We start from the raw sequence: 18307 nt of genomic DNA, 5'->3' as shown, positions 1-18307 counted from the left end.
AATTATTTAAAGGTAACAATGCTATGAGTGCCATTGCTAATTTTAAAAAACGCCGCCTTGCTGCTAAAACCAAAAAAGGTAATACCCAAACCACAATTACGCCGGAAACCACCGCACTTAAATTACTCGCGCAGTTACTAGGTTGCGACGAATCAAAAGCAATTGAAACCGCGCAACAATACGTTGACCAAAACATTAAATTTTTTGATTTAGGTTTTGATCCTGCCGCTGAAGGCGAAGACAAAACAGCAGTTGCAGAAGCCACCCTTGATGACAAAGTCAACATTGAAAGCGTTGATGTTTCAAACGTTGAAGATGCAACCGACGAGCTAAACGAAAGCATTAACACGGCAAGCAATGCTGCAGGTGAAATTGTAAGTGCCGCAGATAAAGCAAGTGATGCAGCCAGCGACTTAGCTTACCAAGCCGATGACATTAACGCGGCTAATAGTGACTTAAAAGATACGGTTGAAGAGCTAAAAAAGCCGTCGGCGGCGCAAAAATCCTCCAATTCAAAGAAAGCAACCGAGCCAAAAAACAGCTCGAAAAAGTAAGCCTTACGGGCTCAGGTAAATACGCCCCAAGCCTGCACTTACAGCTAATTGAATTAGAAGACGACTTAAAACGGTTAAAAAGCTTTGTAAGCCGCGCCGACAAAATAGCCCACAAACGTGATGTGTTATTGCCAAAGTGGTTGCCAATAGTTGATGAATACTTGATTAAAAAGGGTAAACAAAATGAAGACAATCCTATTTTTGCTTATTGCACTGTGTGGTTATTTGATATTGGCGACCTCAGCCGTGGCATTGAGTTTGGCTTTAGAGCCATTGAGCTCAATCAGCCCATGGCTAACAGCATACGTCGCCAGTGGCCTGGCTTTATTGCCGACACTGTTTTTGATTGGGCAGACACCCAAGCTGAAAAAGGGAACAGCATTGAACCGTATTTTGGCCAAGTGTTTAGCAAGGTTGCAAACCATTGGAAATTACCTGAGCAAGTTACCGCTAAGTACTACAAGTTTGCGGGCCTTGCGTTACTGCGTAGTAAAAACGGTGATGTTTCGCCATCGCATGTCGGCGACGTGCAAAGGCTCCAACAAGCCGATGGCTACTTAGCCAAAGCCGCAGAGCTACATAAAAACGCAGGCGTTAAAACAGTACGAAACAAAATAGCCATGAGATTAAGAGCCATTGCCGAGTTAAACGCCCAGTAATAGCCATTACTCCCAACCCTCCAGTGCACTAGCCGAGCGTTTAATGGGCGACCGTTAATAACCGCGTCGACGCTAACTGCACTGAACCTAATTTATTGAAAAAGGTATGCGGTATGTCATTTGGATTTGAAGCAACAGCACAAAACAGCATTGAAATAGATGCTGCAAGCGGCTGGCCAGCGCTAAGCACTGGCGAGTTTCGCGATCATCGCCGCATACCAGAATTTTATGAAGAAACCGTAATAGCTGACTCATTAAACCGCAGCGCCCTAGAAGTACAACAACAAATACTTAAATACATTATGAAAGACAACATGGATGTTGCTTTCACCCAAACAAACGGCGTGCCTAACTTTAGCGCCGCACAGCAAAGCGTTTACCGCGGAGCAGTGTATGCCCGTTCGCATAGCGATTTAATGGGGTACTTTTCAGCGGTTGACCAAAAAGAAGCGGGCAACAACAAAGCCGATAGTGTTGATCAGCAAGATGCGATATTAGCGCAGTCTAACCGCAGCATTCGTTTACTGCTTGGCCTTGGCCGCGGCGGAGTGCATACACTATGAGCCAAACTATTACCCAATTGCAGCAACTAACCGACTTTTTAAACACCAGTTTAAAAGGGGCTATTCACACCAACAACATAGATGCCTGGCAAGAACGTGGCACTTTAATAATAAGCGGCGAAGACAAAGGCCAAGAGGGTTACGCAGTTGCTAAGTGGAAACATACCGCCGTAATTGCAATAGAAAAATTCCCGCACCGCAAAGTTAACCCTTATAACTTACTTGCGATAGTGGGCGCCTTTTTAATCGATAGCAGTTGGCCACGTGACGAATACGGGCTAGACGACCCTGAAATAGACATTGATGTTGTAAGTAAAGACAACGCCACAGTGTTAATTGACGTGCAACTGATTGACGACATAGAGCTAATACCCGCTGAAAACGGCCCTGTTTTATTTAACGGTGCGCGTTATTACGTATCGCTGGCGCCAATTAGTGTGGCCGAAGATGTTGACGTAGATATTAAGGGGCAATCATGAGTTTAGTGATCACCCCAAATAGCAAACAAGCGCTCAGTGCAAAGCACCAGTTGCAGCTATTAGCATTGCCAGCAGGTAAACGTGTGCGCGTACTTAAAACGCTAGGTCGTTATGAGCGAAAGCTCGCCCGCCAGCGAATACGTGCACAAAACACCGTTGAGGGTAATAAGTTTGCAAGTCGCACTGATGGCAAAAAAACCAAAATGCTTAAACGCATGGGTAAAACACTAGAGCCCTACGTAAAAGGCGGTAAGCGCTTAGAGCTTAAACATAAAGCCGGGCTTACTGGGCGTATTGCGGCTCTTCACCAAGAAGGCGGCAGCGAGCAAATGACCTCAACACGCATGAGCCGTATTCATGGCAAGCCAGATTACAAAGCACCGTGTACACGTAGCCAAGCAAAAGCATTGGCAGCCGAGGGTTATAAAGTACGCAGAGCAAAAGGTAAAGGCTATCGCCGCGCAACAATAAAAGAAATTGCAGGGAGCTTAACCCATGGCAAAGCCACATTAGTGTTAAGTGAATTACGCGGCCAAAAAAGCCGTAAAAGCTGGCAAATACCTGTAAAGGCGCGCCCATTTTTAGGCGATACCACCGCGAACGTGCAAGCGCAACTAGCCACAATTTTAAACCAACTCAATAAACGAGGATAAACCCATGTCACTAGGTAAAGTGCAAGTTAACAATCTGAATTTAGGGCAAGGCGACATCCAAGGTGTTGAACGACACTTTTTGTTTGTTGGCCGTGCTGGTAACGCAAGCGAAGAAAGCCAATTGTTTAGCGTAGGCGCTCAAACAGTATTAGCCGACACCTTTGCAGACAGCCCATTGCTTGAAATAGTAAAAGCCGCGCAATTAAATGCAGGCCAAAACTGGACTGCAGCGGTTTACCCACTGGCCGAAGGTGAAAGCATTACCGATGCCATTGACCGCGCCAACGAAGTACAAAGCTTTGAAATGGTTGTTGTATGTGATGAGCAAACAACCAGCGCAGGCTTAACCGATATTCACGATCACCTAACATCATTGCAAGCGACATTAGGCCGCTTTGTATCAGCATTAGTTGCCGTGCCAGGTATTGATGTAGCTACACAAACATGGTCGCAATATGAAGCCGCAACCATTGCACTGCAAGCTGATATTGCCGCGCACTTAGTGGTACCCGTACCACAGTTACACGCTAATAACGTAGGCGTATTAGCAGGGCGACTATGTGACCGCAGCGTAAGTATTGCCGACAGCCCAATGCGCGTAGCAACAGGCAGCGTATTAGGTTTAGGCGATGCACCAGTTGATACGAACGGCGACCCCCTATCACTTGCCACGCTAGAAACACTAGCAAATAACCGCATGAGCGTACCGCAGTGGTATAGCGATTTTGAAGGCACTTATTGGAGCGATGCACAAACGCTAGACGCTGCAGGTGGCGATTACCAATACCTTGAGCATTTACGCCCTGTGCATAAAGCCAGCCGCGAAGTACGTGTGCTTGCCATTCGCCGTATTGCCAACCGCGCCCTTAACTCAACACCAAACAGTATTGAACTAAACAAGGCGTATTTTATGCGCCCACTACGCGCCATGAGCAAGAGTACCACGATTTTAGGCACGCAGTTCCCTGGTGAAATACAGCCACCGGTTGAAGGCGACATAACCATTGAATGGACCAGCAATAAAAGCGTGGTTATTTACATGGTGCTGCGCCCATACAACAGCCCAAAAGAAATTACCGTAAATATTTTGCTTGATTTAAGCAGCAACTAGGAGCATTCACCATGCGTTTATCAGGAATGAATTTTAACGTGAACTTGGGCGACATTATGGTCCAAGTTGACACCGCTTCACTGGCGATTACCGACAACAGTGCCGTAAGCCAAACCAGTGGCGTACCCGATGGCTCAGTTGATGGCGATGTATCGGCCAGCGGCGAACTGTCGGTTAACGCGAGTAACTTTGCGCTTATATCGGATGCTGCAAAAAGCGCCGGTTCTTGGCGTGGTATGGAACCGTTCGACATAATGTTTTACGCCAAAACCAGCCAAGACGAAATGAAAGTAGAAGCCTTTGGTTGCCGCATTAAGTTAAGCGACATTTTAGACATAGACAAAAAGGGCGGCAGCGCCAGCCTGTTTAAAATTCCGTTTGATGTAACCGACCCTGACTTTGTAAAAATTAACGGTGTGCCGTACCTGCGCCCCGACGAAATTGAAAACATAGTGCAATAAGGTAGTTAGTAAATGGACTTTATAGACCACCTAACCATTGCACAGGAACGCGCCGATCAGCAGTTTATTGATCAGCGCCTAAAAGGACTTAACAACGCCAATAAAATCAGTGCAACGGATTGCATTGATTGCGGCGACCTAATACCTAAAGCACGGCGCAAAGCAGTACCCGGTGTGCAGCGTTGTGTACCGTGCCAATCGTTAAGCGAGTAGCAAAATGAACAATATCAAAGTGAATTTTAAGTTTATCGCCGCACTGGAAGGTGGCCCACAGCTATCCGGCTATGTGCCCGATGCTAAACATTCTAATTCGGGGGTCACTATTGCCACCGGCTTTGATATTGGCCAATGCGATGAAGCGGCACTTAAGTACTTATTGCCTGAATTTATAGCTAACAAATTAAAGCGCTTTTGCTTATTAAAAGGCGAACAGGCACTAAAAGCCTGTAAGCAGAACCCGCTTAGTATTAACGAAAATGAAGCAACCATTATTGATTTATGTGTAAAGCAAGAATCAACCGATTACTTAGTTACTACTTACAACCAGCACTCAACGGTTGAATTTGAACAACTAAGCGAACCGATGCAAACCGTGATTGCATCGGTTGCTTTTCAGTACGGCCATTTAGCTAAGCGTTGCCCTAATTTTTGGCGCTACGCCATAACGCAAAATACTCAAGCCATGATCAGAGAGCTTGTTGATTTTGGCGACCGATACACCACGCGCCGCTGGCGTGAAGCAAGTTACTTAAAACAGGCAGGGCACTAGTTATGGGCTGGTTTTCAAAAGTATTTAATGGCAACCCAATAGAAGCCATTGGCAAAGCGGGCGATGCGTTATTCACATCAGACGAAGAACGCCAGCAGCTAAGCAATGATTTAGCAGAAATTAAGCAAAAACCTCTGTTAATGCAAGCGCTAGCTAATACTTATGCAGCACAACACCGCTCAACGTTTGTGGCAGGCGCTCGCCCATTTTTACTGTGGGTATGTGGCTTTGGTTTTTTATTCACGTTTTTAATTAACCCTATTCTGCAATGGATTATGCCAGACGCTGGCACACCAGAACTGCCAACAGATGTAATGATGGAATTAACCCTGGCATTACTTGGCCTAGCAAGTTTAAGGACAGTCGAAAAAATTAAAGGAGTAGCAAAATGACACAGTGGATAATGGTTGCAATATCAACAGCCGCGTTAATTTTGAGTGTATTAGTGCCCATTATTGTGGCGCTGAATAGAGCAAATAAAGATACGGCCAAAGAGCTAAGCGATCATAAAACCCATGTGGCCGAAACCTACGCCACTAAAACCGATTTTGACAAATTAACCGAACGCATGGAGCGCCAATTACAAAACGGATTTGACACACTCGAAAGACTATTAACCAAATCTAAGGATTAACCCATGAAACAAGCAATTATATTAACCATCGCTGCTACTGACTTTACTTTTAACATGACAGTGCAAGATCACAGCGACTTTGTAGACCTTGTTGCCCGCGGTGGCTCAATGACCGCAGCGTCACACAACATGGTAATGCGCACCATTGACGACAAACAAAAAGCCGATCTTAAAAAGGTACTTGAAAGCTCACCAGGTTCTGAGCTGCAAATTGCGTCAACGCTTAAAGCTGAGTTTTCACCAGTGCTGGAAATTGCCGTAAAAAAATAGAAGGGCTGATTGATTCAATCGACTCGAATCAGCTTGAACAACTGTTTATTTTACGCCGTCATTTTTTGCCACATGAGCAAGACGACGAGCAAAACCTAGCCCGCGCTGGTTGGCTGTATAAAAACCAGCGCGAAAACCTAGAAAACATAATAACCAATGCTGTGTGCAAGGCCTTTGGGGGCAAGTAAATGAGTTTACCGCAACCGCTAATGTTTACCGTTGGCATGATTGACCAAATAACAAAGCCTATTGCCAAAGTAAGCAATAGCTTAAATGGGTTAACCAACGACTACCAACGCGGCACCATGAAAATGGCGTCGGGCGTAGCGGGTATTGCTGCCAGCGGCTATGCACTACAAAACGCATTAATGCCAGCCATTGAAATGGACCGCGCATTAGGCGAGGTTAAATCGCTAGGTGTGCGCGAATCGGCCTTAAAACAACTTACCGATACCTCTTACGAATTTGCCCTTAAATACGGTAAATCGTCTACCGAATTTGTTAAATCAAGCTACGACATACAAAGCGCCATTGCTGGATTGAACGACAACGACCTGTCAGCGTTTACTATGTCGAGCAACGTACTGGCCGCAGCCACCAAAGCTGATGCAGGCACTATTACCAATTACATGGGCACCATGTATGGCATTTTTAAAAACCAAGCTAATGCTATGGGTAAAAGTGAGTGGGTAGAGCAGCTAACAGGCATGACGGCTACCGCCGTACAAGCGTTTAAAACAACAGGCGCTGAAATGTCATCGGCGTTTACATCAATTGGTGCTGAAGCAACAAGCGCCGGTATTGGTATGAACGAGCAAATGGCCATACTCGGTACGTTGCAAGCGACTATGTCGGGCAGCGAAGCCGGTACAAAATATAAATCGTTTTTAGCCGGTGTAGGTAAAGCGCAAGATGCCCTTAATTTAAGTTTTACTGACAGCCAGGGCGCTATGCTGCCAATGGTTGACATACTAAACCAAATTAAAGGGAAATACGGCGAAACGATAGACGTAGCTGAGGGTGACGAACTTAAAAAAGCATTCGGCTCAAGTGAGGCCGTAGGCACTATAAAATTACTAATGAATGACATTGACGGTCTAGGAAAATCAATAAATGACCTAGGCGACGTTACCGGCATGCAGCAAGCTGAAAAAATGGCAATGAGCATGACCGACCAAAGCGAGCGACTAAGCCAAAGCTGGTTTGTTATTCGCGCTGCGTTTGGTTCAGCAATACTCCCAGCCTTTAATGACTTTGTTGGCTTGATTGCAGATATGGGATCAGGCGTCTTAAGTTTTACTGAAGAGTTCCCAACATTAACAAAATGGCTTGGTTATGCAGCAGTTGGTGTGCTGGCATTAGTGGCCGCAGGCGGTTTAATTTCTGTTGTGATGGGTGGCGCAACAATGGCCATGACCGCATGGAATACAGCAACAATGATTGGTAGAGGTATAAGCGCAGCGTTTACAGCATCATTAGCATTTTTAAGAGGTGCCATGCTGGCGGTAAACCTTGTTATGTACGCTAACCCAATAGGATTAATTGTGGCTGGTATTACTTTAGCCATAGCAGCCGTGGGCGCATTAGTTTATTACTGGGATGACCTAAAAGCCACCATGAGCGAATGGGGTTGGGTTAAGGCCATTGCAGGTATTTTTAATACCGTATGGGGCGGTATTAAAAGCGTATTTAATGACACCATGGATTGGATAATAGACAAATTAAATATGATCCCCGGTGTTGATATAGATACCAGCCTTGGGAGTAAAAGTGGAAGTGACTTAGCGTCTAAAATGGCACTTGAACTTGCTAGCCTATCATCTGAAGAAAAATCGAGTATTGCGGCAATAGCTCCCGTTAAAAGCCGTGTTGAGCGCGGCGGTATTACTCAGCAAATAAGCAATGCGAATCAGCAAAAATCGACCAGTGTGGGCACGGTTAACGTGTACCCAGCCAAAGGTGAAACCAACTACATGAACTTTGTTGAGATGCACTCATGAGTATTTACCGCGACTTACAAATATTAAACGGTGATGTGGTATTAGATGCCGGGAAAAACCCGACTTACTTAACCGATCGTGACGTAATAGCCCAAGACATAGTGCACGCTATTTTAGACACCGGACTTGCAAATTTATTAGTAAGCGATAGGGGAACCAGCGTTACTAACGACACCCAAACAAAAATAAAACTATTGGTAGAAGATGACGTTCGCATTATGCCAGGCACGGTAAAAGTTCAGCAAAGCGACATTAACAAAGGCCAGTGGTGGGTGTACGCACAAACAATAGACTTCGGTGAAATTTCATCGTTATTAGTAGAGGCACAGTAAATGGCTGATGAAACCCCAATTATTAATTTTACTCGTATTGTAGAAAATGCAGGTATTCCAACTACCGAAGATGGGTGGAAAACCCTATTTAAGCAAGACGTAGAAGACCAAGGCAGCATTATAGCCAATGACTCTATTTACTCACCTTTTTGGCGATTGATTAGCGCCATTGTGGCGAAGCCTGCAACGTGGATAGTCAACAAAGTATTAATTGAAAAAATACTCCCCAACTTATTTCTGCAAACAGCCACCGACAGCGACTTTATTGAAGCCAAAGCTTGGGAGCACGACCTAACACGTAAAAGCGAAGAGCGCACCCAAGGCAAAGTGCGTTTTAAGCGTGCAGCAAACCTTGGCCCTAGCTTACTCATTAGCGCAGGCACGGTAATACAAACCGATGCCATAAACGGGACTATTTACCGTGTGCTTACGGTTGACGATGTAATACTGCCAGAAAACCAAAGCAGCATATTAGTAAACGTAATTGCAGAAAATGCCGGTGCAGCCTACAACTTAGGCGCTGGGTATTACCATATATTACCGGAATCTGTAACGGGAATTGGCAGTGTAAATAACGACGCTGAATGGATTGATGTGCTGGGAGCGGATGCTGAAAGTAATCAAAACTTAAAGCTTAGAACACGTAATGCATTTACCGCTGCGGCACCTTGGCATATTGATGCTGTATATACCGCCATTATGACTGAGCGATCAGGCCTTGATACCGACAACATATATTTTGAACACGACGCACCGCGCGGACCTGGTACAGCAAATGCCTTTATTTTGTTAGACATTGGCGAGCCTTCGCAAATATTACTTGATGATTTAAACGACTATGTAATGCAGCAAGGGCACCACGGCCATGGCGACGATATTTTAGTATTAGCAATGCCAGGCGTATTGGTTGATATAGGGGTAACTGTTTATTTAGTTAATACCTTAACCAATGAAGCCGCCAACGAAGTTAAGCAAGAAATAGACAACTTTATACGCTGCGCATTTAGAGAAAACACCGACTATACCGCCACTAAAACACTGCCAACAAGCCGCTTTAGCTTTAGTCGGTTAAGCCAAGAGCTACACCGTAACTTTGCTGATATTGAATCGTTAAACTGGCACCAAGGCGACATTACCAGCGCAAATGATGTGCCGCGTCTAGGTTCGTTAACCGTTGAACTTGGGAGCTAACCATAATGGCGTTTGATTTTAACGTAATTACTAAAATGCCTTATTGGTTGGCTCGCCCAGCCAGTGAGCTGGATAAATTACGCAAAGGCGCTGTTATTTATTGGCAGCGTTTAAGTGATTTATTGGCATGGCCTGCAAAGCAGCTTGACCCAATGACAGCCGAAATTGAATTAGTGCACTTATTAGCGTGGGAACGTGACGTAGAGCAAATACCTCAAGAAGACGAAGTAATGTACCGGGTGCGCGTTAAGTTTGCACTGCAATTTGCAAAAGGCGCAGGGAGTACTGAAGGCTGGCTTGCCATGTTTAAAAAGCTCGATATGCCTTATGTAGAGATAGCTGAGCGTTTTTCGGTATCTGACTGGGACGTTATAAACCTTAAACTCACGGATGATGATTTAGGCGAGCGGCAAAATCTTATTAATTACATTGTTAGGCAATACGGACGTACCGCAAGGCGTTACCAGTACCAAACAGTAGCAGAAATGAATACATACGGTGGCTTACAGTCATTTGATAACCACAGCGATTACACCGTTGCAAAAATAGATCAGGAGAGTTAAACCATGTCACAAGTAGTTACTAACGCAGGCGAAGCCTTATTTGCCCAAAAAGCGCAGGCAAATGAGCAGTTAGATATTGATACGTTTATTTTTGCTTATGTTCCAGGACAAGATTCACAAGCACCGGTAGACCGCAGCGAAGGTTTACCGCCTACAGCGCAGCAAGTGCATACTCAACCTGTTCAGCAAGTTGGCCGTATCAATAACAACACAGTGGTTTACTCAACAGTATTAAACAGCCTAACAGGCCCATTTGAATTTAACTGGGTTGGCTTGTATTCATCTGTAAATAATACGCTAGTAGCTATTAGCCATGTAAAAAGCGTGAATAAAACAATTACAGAACTGGGTAACGCGGGTAATACGCTAAACCGTAACTTTGCCATTGAGTACTCAGGCATTAGCGATATAACCGGTATTACAGTAGCACCAGAAACATGGCAACTAGATTTTAGCGCCCGATTAGCTGGCATGGATGCATTGACACAAAACTTAGCAATGGATATGAACGGCCGCGACTGGTTTATAGGTGACGGGTTTAAGGTAGAACCGACAGCTAATGATGATGAATTTAGAGTAATTGCGGGTGTTGGTTACGTACACGGCATGCGTTTAGAGCTTGAACAAGACTATGTATTTAGTGTGCAGAGCTACCCGCAAAATGTATATGTTGATGCTTTGTTTGAGGGGGATGTATCTAGCCAGTGGAAGCCACAATATAAATTTACACTGTCTAACGCTCAACAAGAAGACTACATGAATGAAAATGGGGTAAATCATTATGTGTTTAAAATTTCGGTGCTTAGTGGAGCTGACGCCGTTGAGGACTTAAGAAATAATAATGGGTTAGCAGCAAAATTAGAAGATTACATTCTTAAAAACAGATCTGAAGTAGATAACACGGAAAGTTTAAAGGAGTTGTTTGGGTTAGTTGCAGGAATGAAAGTTAGTACTAAAGGTTATTATGAGCCATTAGATGGTGGAAATACTACTTATGAGATAAGCACTAATTCTGATATTGATGGTTATAGTTCGTTTGAAATTATAGGTGGTTTATATGCACATCCGTACAGAAAGCAAAATGGATTAACCTCAACACAGTTCGGGGTTATGCCTGATGGAGTGACTAACTGGGAGGCTGATCAAGGGCTTAGAATGAAGGCGCTATATGCGGCCTTAAATAAAGGTGTTGAAGTTAAGTTTGTTCGTGTGGGAGAAAAATATTTATATAATACCGGTATGAATATTTACAATAATTATGCTCAAAAATGGACAATGAGTTTTGACGAAGGTGTAGAATTTGGGAACATATTTCATATTATCAGTTCTGGCAGCGCTATATTTGATAGACGCGTATCAATACCAATAAACTCACCAGATCAGACTCTTACTTTTCCAGAGCCGCATGGGATGATTACACCTAGAATGTGTACGTTTGTTGATACTGGTACGATTTTAGATAAAGGGAGCTATTTAGTCACGCCAACGGACAGCCGACATGCAACAGTTGATGCCCCAGGCCTTTTAGGAAATAATATTAATACTGGCAGGATTTCAGATACACCTATAAAAAATGTAATATTAAAAGGGACTTACACAACATATGATAGGTTTGGTTGTATAAATGTTGATGGTTTAACATATGATAGGGTTCATTGTAAATCTGACCCTACTAAACACGCTACAGGAGGTTATGGTGGAGGTGTGCATATATTTACAATGTGTAAAAATTTTAACGGAAGAGACACCATTATTGATGACACTCAGAGCCAAGCGCAGAGCGCAAACCAGCATGCAGCGTTTGCGTGTGATGGCATAGGGCTAGAAAATAATAAATTTGGTAGAGTTTGGGTGAAAGACTCACGTTGTAATGGGGCAATAATCCAAGGGGAAGGGTGCTCTGTCGACACGCTCATAGTCGATGCATATGGCAGAGGGGTGATGAGTAGCGTGATCCCTTTTGTTGGGCAGTCAGATTTACAGGGCGGTAGCTCTGCAAATATTGCCCATGGTGTGTGGTTGAGTAGATCGTGTGGAAAAATAGGCTACATTAGAGTAAATCAAAAATATGGATTTGATGGGCGAGGTTATGCTCACAAAGATGTGGTTTTTGATAGAGACTTTTTAAGATGGGATAGTCCTAATCAAAGTTCATTTTTAGATGAAGAGCTAGCTATGAGTGTTGGGCACATAGAATGTTTAAACCCGCAATATGTTGCTGTTGACCTTGGTACATATAAGGGGTGGTGCTCGCCAAGTATAGGAAAAATAAGCTTGGGTATTATTCCAGATGAAAATGAAATAATTTTATCTGATGCTTCAAGGCTTGATAAGGGACTAATAAATATAGGGTATACGAGAGCTAAAATAGGGAAAGTAAAGTGCAAAAACGCAAAGCAATCATCCGTTATTTTACATAACCCCTTATATACACCAGCAAACACACCAGCAATGCTCAAAGAGCCAAGCTTAACGTTAGGTAGTTTTGAGTGTGGTGACCATTCAGCTTCACCAATTTCAATTCATTGTAAACACGACATAGGTAATGTTGTCTTTGATAAGGTGACTATTAAAGGGAGTTACTATTTAGAGCCCAGCGTATTAATTGGAACAAGAGCTATATGTTCTGATTTTGGACCTATACATGCGAAGTCAGAAGTGGCGGTTAATAAAAAATTATTAGAGTATGGTGCGCAGCATTCAATGGTTGGTCCTATTGATTCGCACAATATTACTGCGAACAAGAGTACAAATGATGCAACGATACATATAAAAAATAGTAAATACTCAAAACTGAGGGTAGCTAAAGTTAATGCTGATTCCTTGTCGGCTAATGGTGGCGGCATTAAATATACAGGCACTTATAACTTCACAACGGAGAACTTGCTCGTAGATAAAATGGCGCAGGGGGTAATTGATGGTGGTGGTAATGGTAGAATGATAGCCATAGGTTGTGTGTCTTTAGGTAATTCGACTGCTAGTGATTTGCCTAAATCAGTATTAGTTGGTGATGTAGGTAATTACCAATGGAGTGTTTAAATGCTAAATCTCAACTCACTTTCAATAAACCTTAAGTCACTTCGCATTACGGCAAGTCTTGAACTTGCTAGCGAGGATGCGAGCGGCCAATCATCCAGTACAGACCAAGCTGAAACAGGAACTAAAGCTAAAAAGCTAACGGTCAGTGGTTTATTACCATTTACTAAGGCTGATCATTTAGCTGAGCTGTTTACTTTAGCCGAAGCAACTGAAAGTGGTGCGCGCTCTATTTATCGTATAAGCAACAATACGGCCAGTGCGCTTGGTGTTAAACAAGTGCGCTTTAGCAGTAAAATTGAAGCGGTGGAGCAAGAAACCACGCGCCAATGGGCCGTTAGTTTTACGCTAAGCGAATACCGCTCAGTGCCACAAAAAGTGGAAGAGCGTACACCCGGTGCAACGGCAAATGTGCAAGGCGGTGATACTGGTGTTCAATATGCAAACATTAGCCAGCATTTAAACGAAAACTTTGCCGCACTGAGAACAGTATAATGACTACGGCTAACGCGTGTTTTATATCACGTGCTTATGTCAGCGATTCAAAAGTTGATATGAAAGAGCACTGGATAGTACTGCAATCATCAACGCCTGGTACATGCCAAATTACGGTTAATCAAAAGGCTGATAAATTGGCACCGGTTGCGGTTGATTTAGGTTGGGGTGATATGGTCGACCGTGTATTTAGCGGCTATGTTGAACGTGCAATGCCAGCAGTAAATGGCTGGTATACATTGTTTTGCCGTGAATGGGCGGCATCACTTGCTTATAATTTAAGTGTAATGCTGCGCCACCCAACCATGCGCCAGGTACTTGACGAAATTACTAATCAAACAGGTATAGAGTTTGTTATACCAAACGCTGCTTATGTTGATACGGCCATACCGTGTTTTTACTCTGATAGCTCAGGCTATGCCATGTTAAACAACATAGGTCGTGCGTTTAAGATTAACGATTTTGTATGGTATCAACAAGGCAATGGTAAAGTTTATGTGGGTAGTTATGCCGACTCGTTTTGGTCTGATAAACCAATTACCATAGCAAATGGCCTAATGACTGATCATCAAGCAGGAAGAACCGCCACTATGCCAGCCGCACCAATGATACGCCCAAACGTAACTGCCAATGACGAACGTATAACAGCGGTTGAGTTTAAAGGCACTAACATGCAAATAAGTTGGTGAATATGGATAAATCAATTCAAAGAATAGTGCGCCGGCAGTTTCCAGAACTAACGGGCCAATTACATTTACCGCGCTGGGGTAGAGTAGTTGCATTGCCTGAACTGCCGACCGATGATGGCGAACGGGGTAGCGATGCGTTCTACCCGCGCTATGCTGTTAACGTTCAGCTTGTTGATGAAAACGGCACAGACACCAAATCGAAACCACTTCAAGCTGTGCCGTTACCATTACCAGGTGCGGGTGATAAAGCAGGCCGATTAGAACCGCCGGCTATTAATTCAATTGTAGAAATTGGTTTTGCCTACGGACGAGCCGATAAGCCATTCATTAGAACCGTGCTACCGTTTGGTTGGGACCTGCCCGCAATCAAAGAAGGTGAAACCCGTATCCAAGTACGTGAAGGTGTTTATCAACACATTGATGACGCCGGTAACTTTGAAAACAAAACCGACGAATCATTAAAAGACATCATCGGCAAATTAGCCGACCTACAATGTGAAACCCGCAAAGTAATAGCAACTAAAGAGCAAGACCACCGAAGCCCAAAAACATGGTTAGGCAGTGAAGGCGAGAACGTACTTAAGCTACTATCAGAACTAATGGCAACAGTAAGCGCATTAGCTAACACATGTGCAAGCCACACACATAAGGGCGTTGCTGCAGGAACTGCAAAAACCCAAGCACCAGAACAAGCCGGAGACTTTAGCGGCCAAGCATCACAAGCCGACGAACAAAAAGGCAGGCTAGACCCAATAACAAAATAGCATCAAAGCCACTCAAACAAGCCCAGCACCCCGCTGGGTTTTTTATTGCCCGCCACTCACTGCAGTAAAGTTAACGCCGTCTATGTTGGCCAGCGTAGTTTCACCCACGGAAAACAGCCCCACACAGAATGTATGCCACGAAATCCGCACTCTTCCTCACCCTCCTGCGCGCTCTTTATCGTTAATTTTTTTCAGTTTTTAAGTACTTCATTTAAACCGCCAGCCACCGCCTTATATAAAGTTATTAGCAGATCAAAGATCTGAAAAGATCGAAACTAATTTCACTGTTTTACAGTTTAACCGCCTGTAAATAATAAGGAATAAAACAAAATAGAATTGCTAAACAATAGCTTAGCTAGTTTACGTGAGGTTTTGAGGATCAAAGTGCTTTTTATAAGTTATATAAAAAACAATATAAAACAGAAGCTTAAATAAAAACAAAACTGAAATTGGTTGATTAGGAGTGACAAACAAAAGATAGTATAATGGTGCAAGTTTTAAACAGAGGATTCAGCATGAGCGTACTATACGGATACAATGAAAACTTTGATGGCGAGATATTTCTCAGGAACAGAGGGAACTTTGAATACCATGAAGAGGTTATCGCTGTAGAGTTAAAGCCTAATGCAGATCAGCAGGTGGTTGGTAAATTAGAAGATGCTCTATCAGCTGATTTCATTGAAATAGATGAAAACAACTTGGCTATATTCAAAGCTAGGTAAACTTATCATGCAATTTATGCGGGAATAATTGCGTATAAACTTGCCATAAAATATTTAAATTGCGATGGCCTGTTACTTGGGCCACTTCTTCAATTGAATAACCTTTCTCAAATAATCGGCTCGCACCTTCACGGCGTAAATCGTGATAGCGTAAATCCTCAATCCCCAAAGAATTACGCACCCGTTGAAAACCAGCAGTAACCGATCGTGAGTTATAAGGAAATATTAATTCATCATTCCTAGGTTGTTTCATAGCTATATCAAATGAACCAGCCAGCAAAGGAACTATCATGTGGTTGCCTTCTTTTTTACGCGGGTCTTTTCTATCGCGGACTAAAATAGTTTTGTGATCTTCGTTTAAATCTTCCCAGCGTAGTTTGCAAACTTCACCAATGCGCATGCAGGTTAAAATGCTAAAATCCAAAATATCTAAAAAGGGAATCCGCACTTTACCGTTCCGCCTATAGTCCATGCGTTCCTTTAAGCCTTCACGCAATTTATCTAATTCATTATCGGTAGGGCGGCGTGTTCGTTTTCGGCTTTTGCCAACTAACCCCATTTCGATTAGCACCGGCACTGCGTCTTCAAATATTTTATGGTTAGCATCAATATTCCATACTGGCCCCGCCTTTTTCATAACACTGCGTAAATATGCAATATCATGATAAATAGTTGCTGGGCCTGCACCAGCGCTGCGTCTATTTTTACAATGCTCTATCAAATCACTAGTGCGTAACTCATTTGATAAAACCGATGCTATATCGCAATCAATCAGCATCTTAATAACAAATTGCTTAGTGCGTCCGGTAGCATTCCATAAATCATGATTTTCATAATACATGTTCATCAGGGTGCCTAGGGTGACCGCTTGTTTTGTTTCAGTCACCCTCGATTGCTCAATATCGTTAACTTGTTTCTTGCCCCAACTCTCAGCCAACACTCTTTTACTGAATGTTTTACTTTCATTGTGTATAATCTTACCCTTAGATTTCTCGCGTACTACGCACTTGTAGCGGTAGTCGCCTGAAGCAAGACGGCGTTTTTCGATATTATATGAAGCCATTTTTTAACCCTAAGTTATTGAACAGTCCAACCCCATGAGGGTGACTATAGGGTGACTGTATATCGAAACTCGCGGCAATTCAAGGCAATTCAAGGCAATTCAGACTATATGAGTAACACACTAAATAAGGGCTCTAGCCCAGTAATGGCAAGTAATACAGGGTTTAGGCGGTTTAGCGTGGCACCGATGCTTGATTGGACTGATCGTCATTGTCGCACTTTTCATCGTAAGATGACTAAGCACGCTGTTTTATACACTGAAATGATCACCACGGGGGCGATTTTATTTGGTCGCGGCGATTACCTACACTTTAATCAGCACGAGGGGCCGGTTGCTTTGCAGCTGGGGGGCTCTGATCCCGAGGCGCTAGCAAAGTGTGCAAAGCTTGCCGGTGAGCGTGGCTACGATGAGATTAACTTAAATGTAGGCTGCCCTTCAGATAGAGTACAGAACGGGCGCTTTGGTGCATGCCTAATGGCCGAGCCTGAGCTGGTTGCCCAGTGTGTTGCGGCAATGAAAAGCGAAGTTAGTATACCTGTTACGGTAAAAACACGCATCGGTATTGATGAGCAAGACTCGTATGAATTTTTATGCGCATTAATTGAAGCCAGCCATAAAGTTGGCTGTGATGACTTTATTATTCATGCCCGTAAAGCGTGGTTAAATGGTTTGAGCCCTAAAGAAAATCGTGAAGTACCGCCTCTTGATTACCCACGCGTTTACCAACTAAAAAAAGACTACCCACAGCTCGATTTAAGCATTAATGGCGGCGTTAAAACAATTGAAGAAAGCCTAGCGCATTTAGCGCATATAGATGGCGTTATGATTGGTCGCGAAGCATATAGTAATCCATTTATGCTTAATGAGGTGGATGAAAAGATTTACGGTGAGGTGGCTAATACTCAGACTCGTCACGATGTGGTGCGCGCTATGTATGATTACATAGAAGAAGAAATGCGTTTAGGTGCTAACTTTTGGCATATAGCACGCCATATGCTGGGGATTTTTCAGGGGCAGCCAGGGGCGCGCGGATTTAGACGTCACCTTTCAGAAAACGGTCATGGTAAACAGGCTGATTTGTCGGTAATGGATAAAGCATTAAGTTTTGTGCCTGAGTAATACTAAAGCGTTGACCAGTTATAAAAAAACCACTTTATAAAGTGGTTTTTTTATAACTAAAATTTAGTCAAAAGATAAATAAATTAGTGATTTTAGCTTATTAGCATTCAGTTTTTAGTCAGTTTAAAATAACTTGTTAGTTATCTAACTGTCTGAATATAAAGGCTTATAAATAAATTT

24 protein-coding genes are annotated in these 18307 nt (G+C 43.4%); 23 read left to right on the top strand and 1 reads right to left on the bottom strand.

Translation table 11 applies throughout. The features are described 5' to 3' along the window. Nucleotides 1-23: 23 nt before the first annotated feature. From SJY38_RS12315 to SJY38_RS12210, 22 genes are all read left to right on the top strand, one after another. Complete coding sequence (locus SJY38_RS12315; protein WP_377109862.1) at nucleotides 24-554, top strand: hypothetical protein; 531 nt, start codon at nucleotides 24-26, stop codon at nucleotides 552-554. After that, nucleotides 503-1213: a phage terminase small subunit gene (gene gpM, locus SJY38_RS12310; RefSeq protein ID WP_377110214.1), complete on the top strand. Its 711-nt coding sequence runs from the start codon at nucleotides 503-505 to the stop codon at nucleotides 1211-1213. The genes SJY38_RS12315 and gpM overlap by 52 nt, the downstream gene beginning before the upstream one ends. A gap of 113 nt (nucleotides 1214-1326) precedes the next feature. Beyond that, nucleotides 1327-1776, top strand: coding sequence for a head completion/stabilization protein (locus tag SJY38_RS12305; protein WP_377109861.1), 450 nt, complete (start codon nucleotides 1327-1329; stop codon nucleotides 1774-1776). Beyond that, nucleotides 1773-2255, top strand: coding sequence for a phage tail protein (locus tag SJY38_RS12300; protein ID WP_377109860.1), 483 nt, complete (start codon nucleotides 1773-1775; stop codon nucleotides 2253-2255). The genes SJY38_RS12305 and SJY38_RS12300 overlap by 4 nt, the downstream gene beginning before the upstream one ends. Beyond that, nucleotides 2252-2908 (top strand): hypothetical protein, encoded by a 657-nt coding sequence (locus tag SJY38_RS12295; protein WP_182779574.1) that lies wholly within the window; start codon nucleotides 2252-2254, stop codon nucleotides 2906-2908. The genes SJY38_RS12300 and SJY38_RS12295 overlap by 4 nt, the downstream gene beginning before the upstream one ends. 4 nt (nucleotides 2909-2912) lie before the next feature. After that, a complete protein-coding gene (locus SJY38_RS12290; RefSeq protein ID WP_377109859.1) occupies nucleotides 2913-4019 on the top strand; it encodes a DUF2586 domain-containing protein in 1107 nt (368 codons plus the stop codon). An 11-nt stretch (nucleotides 4020-4030) separates the two neighbouring features. Continuing rightward, complete coding sequence (locus SJY38_RS12285) at nucleotides 4031-4480, top strand: phage protein (protein WP_055020001.1); 450 nt, start codon at nucleotides 4031-4033, stop codon at nucleotides 4478-4480. Nucleotides 4481-4492: 12 nt separating this feature from the next. Then, a complete protein-coding gene (locus tag SJY38_RS12280; protein WP_377109858.1) occupies nucleotides 4493-4693 on the top strand; it encodes a TraR/DksA C4-type zinc finger protein in 201 nt (66 codons plus the stop codon). A gap of 4 nt (nucleotides 4694-4697) precedes the next feature. Beyond that, entirely contained in the window at nucleotides 4698-5249 is a 552-nt protein-coding gene (locus SJY38_RS12275) for a pesticin C-terminus-like muramidase (RefSeq protein ID WP_377109857.1), read from the top strand. A gap of 2 nt (nucleotides 5250-5251) precedes the next feature. Further along, nucleotides 5252-5641 (top strand): 3TM-type holin, encoded by a 390-nt coding sequence (locus SJY38_RS12270; protein ID WP_377109856.1) that lies wholly within the window; start codon nucleotides 5252-5254, stop codon nucleotides 5639-5641. Further along, a complete protein-coding gene (locus SJY38_RS12265; RefSeq protein WP_377109855.1) occupies nucleotides 5638-5883 on the top strand; it encodes a hypothetical protein in 246 nt (81 codons plus the stop codon). The genes SJY38_RS12270 and SJY38_RS12265 overlap by 4 nt, the downstream gene beginning before the upstream one ends. Nucleotides 5884-5886: 3 nt before the next feature. Next, complete coding sequence (locus SJY38_RS12260) at nucleotides 5887-6153, top strand: putative phage tail assembly chaperone (protein WP_377109854.1); 267 nt, start codon at nucleotides 5887-5889, stop codon at nucleotides 6151-6153. Then, nucleotides 6150-6341, top strand: a complete 192-nt coding sequence (locus tag SJY38_RS12255) for a DUF6890 family protein (RefSeq protein WP_377110213.1) — start codon at nucleotides 6150-6152, stop codon at nucleotides 6339-6341. Before SJY38_RS12260 ends, SJY38_RS12255 begins: the two co-directional genes overlap by 4 nt. Beyond that, nucleotides 6342-8153 carry a phage tail tape measure protein gene (locus SJY38_RS12250; protein WP_377109853.1) on the top strand — a complete coding sequence of 604 codons (1812 nt, stop codon included), beginning with the start codon at nucleotides 6342-6344 and terminating at the stop codon, nucleotides 8151-8153. Next, nucleotides 8150-8485 (top strand): DUF2590 family protein, encoded by a 336-nt coding sequence (locus SJY38_RS12245; protein WP_377109852.1) that lies wholly within the window; start codon nucleotides 8150-8152, stop codon nucleotides 8483-8485. The genes SJY38_RS12250 and SJY38_RS12245 overlap by 4 nt, the downstream gene beginning before the upstream one ends. Further along, nucleotides 8486-9676, top strand: coding sequence for a baseplate J/gp47 family protein (locus SJY38_RS12240; protein WP_377109851.1), 1191 nt, complete (start codon nucleotides 8486-8488; stop codon nucleotides 9674-9676). A gap of 5 nt (nucleotides 9677-9681) precedes the next feature. Next, nucleotides 9682-10239, top strand: coding sequence for a hypothetical protein (locus SJY38_RS12235; RefSeq protein ID WP_377109850.1), 558 nt, complete (start codon nucleotides 9682-9684; stop codon nucleotides 10237-10239). Nucleotides 10240-10242: 3 nt separating this feature from the next. Further along, nucleotides 10243-13278 carry a phage tail protein gene (locus SJY38_RS12230; protein ID WP_377109849.1) on the top strand — a complete coding sequence of 1012 codons (3036 nt, stop codon included), beginning with the start codon at nucleotides 10243-10245 and terminating at the stop codon, nucleotides 13276-13278. Next, a complete protein-coding gene (locus tag SJY38_RS12225) occupies nucleotides 13279-13770 on the top strand; it encodes an adenine glycosylase (protein WP_377109848.1) in 492 nt (163 codons plus the stop codon). Further along, a complete protein-coding gene (locus SJY38_RS12220) occupies nucleotides 13770-14459 on the top strand; it encodes a hypothetical protein (protein WP_377109847.1) in 690 nt (229 codons plus the stop codon). The genes SJY38_RS12225 and SJY38_RS12220 overlap by 1 nt, the downstream gene beginning before the upstream one ends. Nucleotides 14460-14461: 2 nt before the next feature. After that, on the top strand, nucleotides 14462-15223 hold the full coding sequence (locus tag SJY38_RS12215; RefSeq protein ID WP_377109846.1) for a hypothetical protein: 762 nt from the start codon (nucleotides 14462-14464) through the stop codon (nucleotides 15221-15223). Between the two features lie 515 nt (nucleotides 15224-15738). After that, nucleotides 15739-15945: a hypothetical protein gene (locus SJY38_RS12210; RefSeq protein ID WP_377109845.1), complete on the top strand. Its 207-nt coding sequence runs from the start codon at nucleotides 15739-15741 to the stop codon at nucleotides 15943-15945. Here the strand turns inward: SJY38_RS12210 and SJY38_RS12205 are convergent. Next, the gene (locus tag SJY38_RS12205) at nucleotides 15938-17008 is read right to left on the bottom strand and encodes a site-specific integrase (RefSeq protein ID WP_377109844.1); all 1071 of its coding nucleotides are present in this window, start codon (nucleotides 17006-17008) and stop codon (nucleotides 15938-15940) included. The genes SJY38_RS12210 and SJY38_RS12205 overlap by 8 nt on opposite strands. A gap of 144 nt (nucleotides 17009-17152) precedes the next feature. Between SJY38_RS12205 and dusA the strand changes: the two genes are divergently transcribed. Continuing rightward, entirely contained in the window at nucleotides 17153-18127 is a 975-nt protein-coding gene (gene dusA, locus SJY38_RS12200; RefSeq protein WP_377110212.1) for a tRNA dihydrouridine(20/20a) synthase DusA, read from the top strand. Nucleotides 18128-18307 lie beyond the last annotated feature (180 nt).

The organism is Pseudoalteromonas sp. R86517, from assembly GCF_042466295.1.
GTDB classification, from domain to species: Bacteria; Pseudomonadota; Gammaproteobacteria; order Enterobacterales; family Alteromonadaceae; genus Pseudoalteromonas; species Pseudoalteromonas atlantica.
The sequence above is the reverse complement of the archived record's forward strand: the minus strand, read 5'-3'. Positions and strand labels throughout refer to the sequence as shown.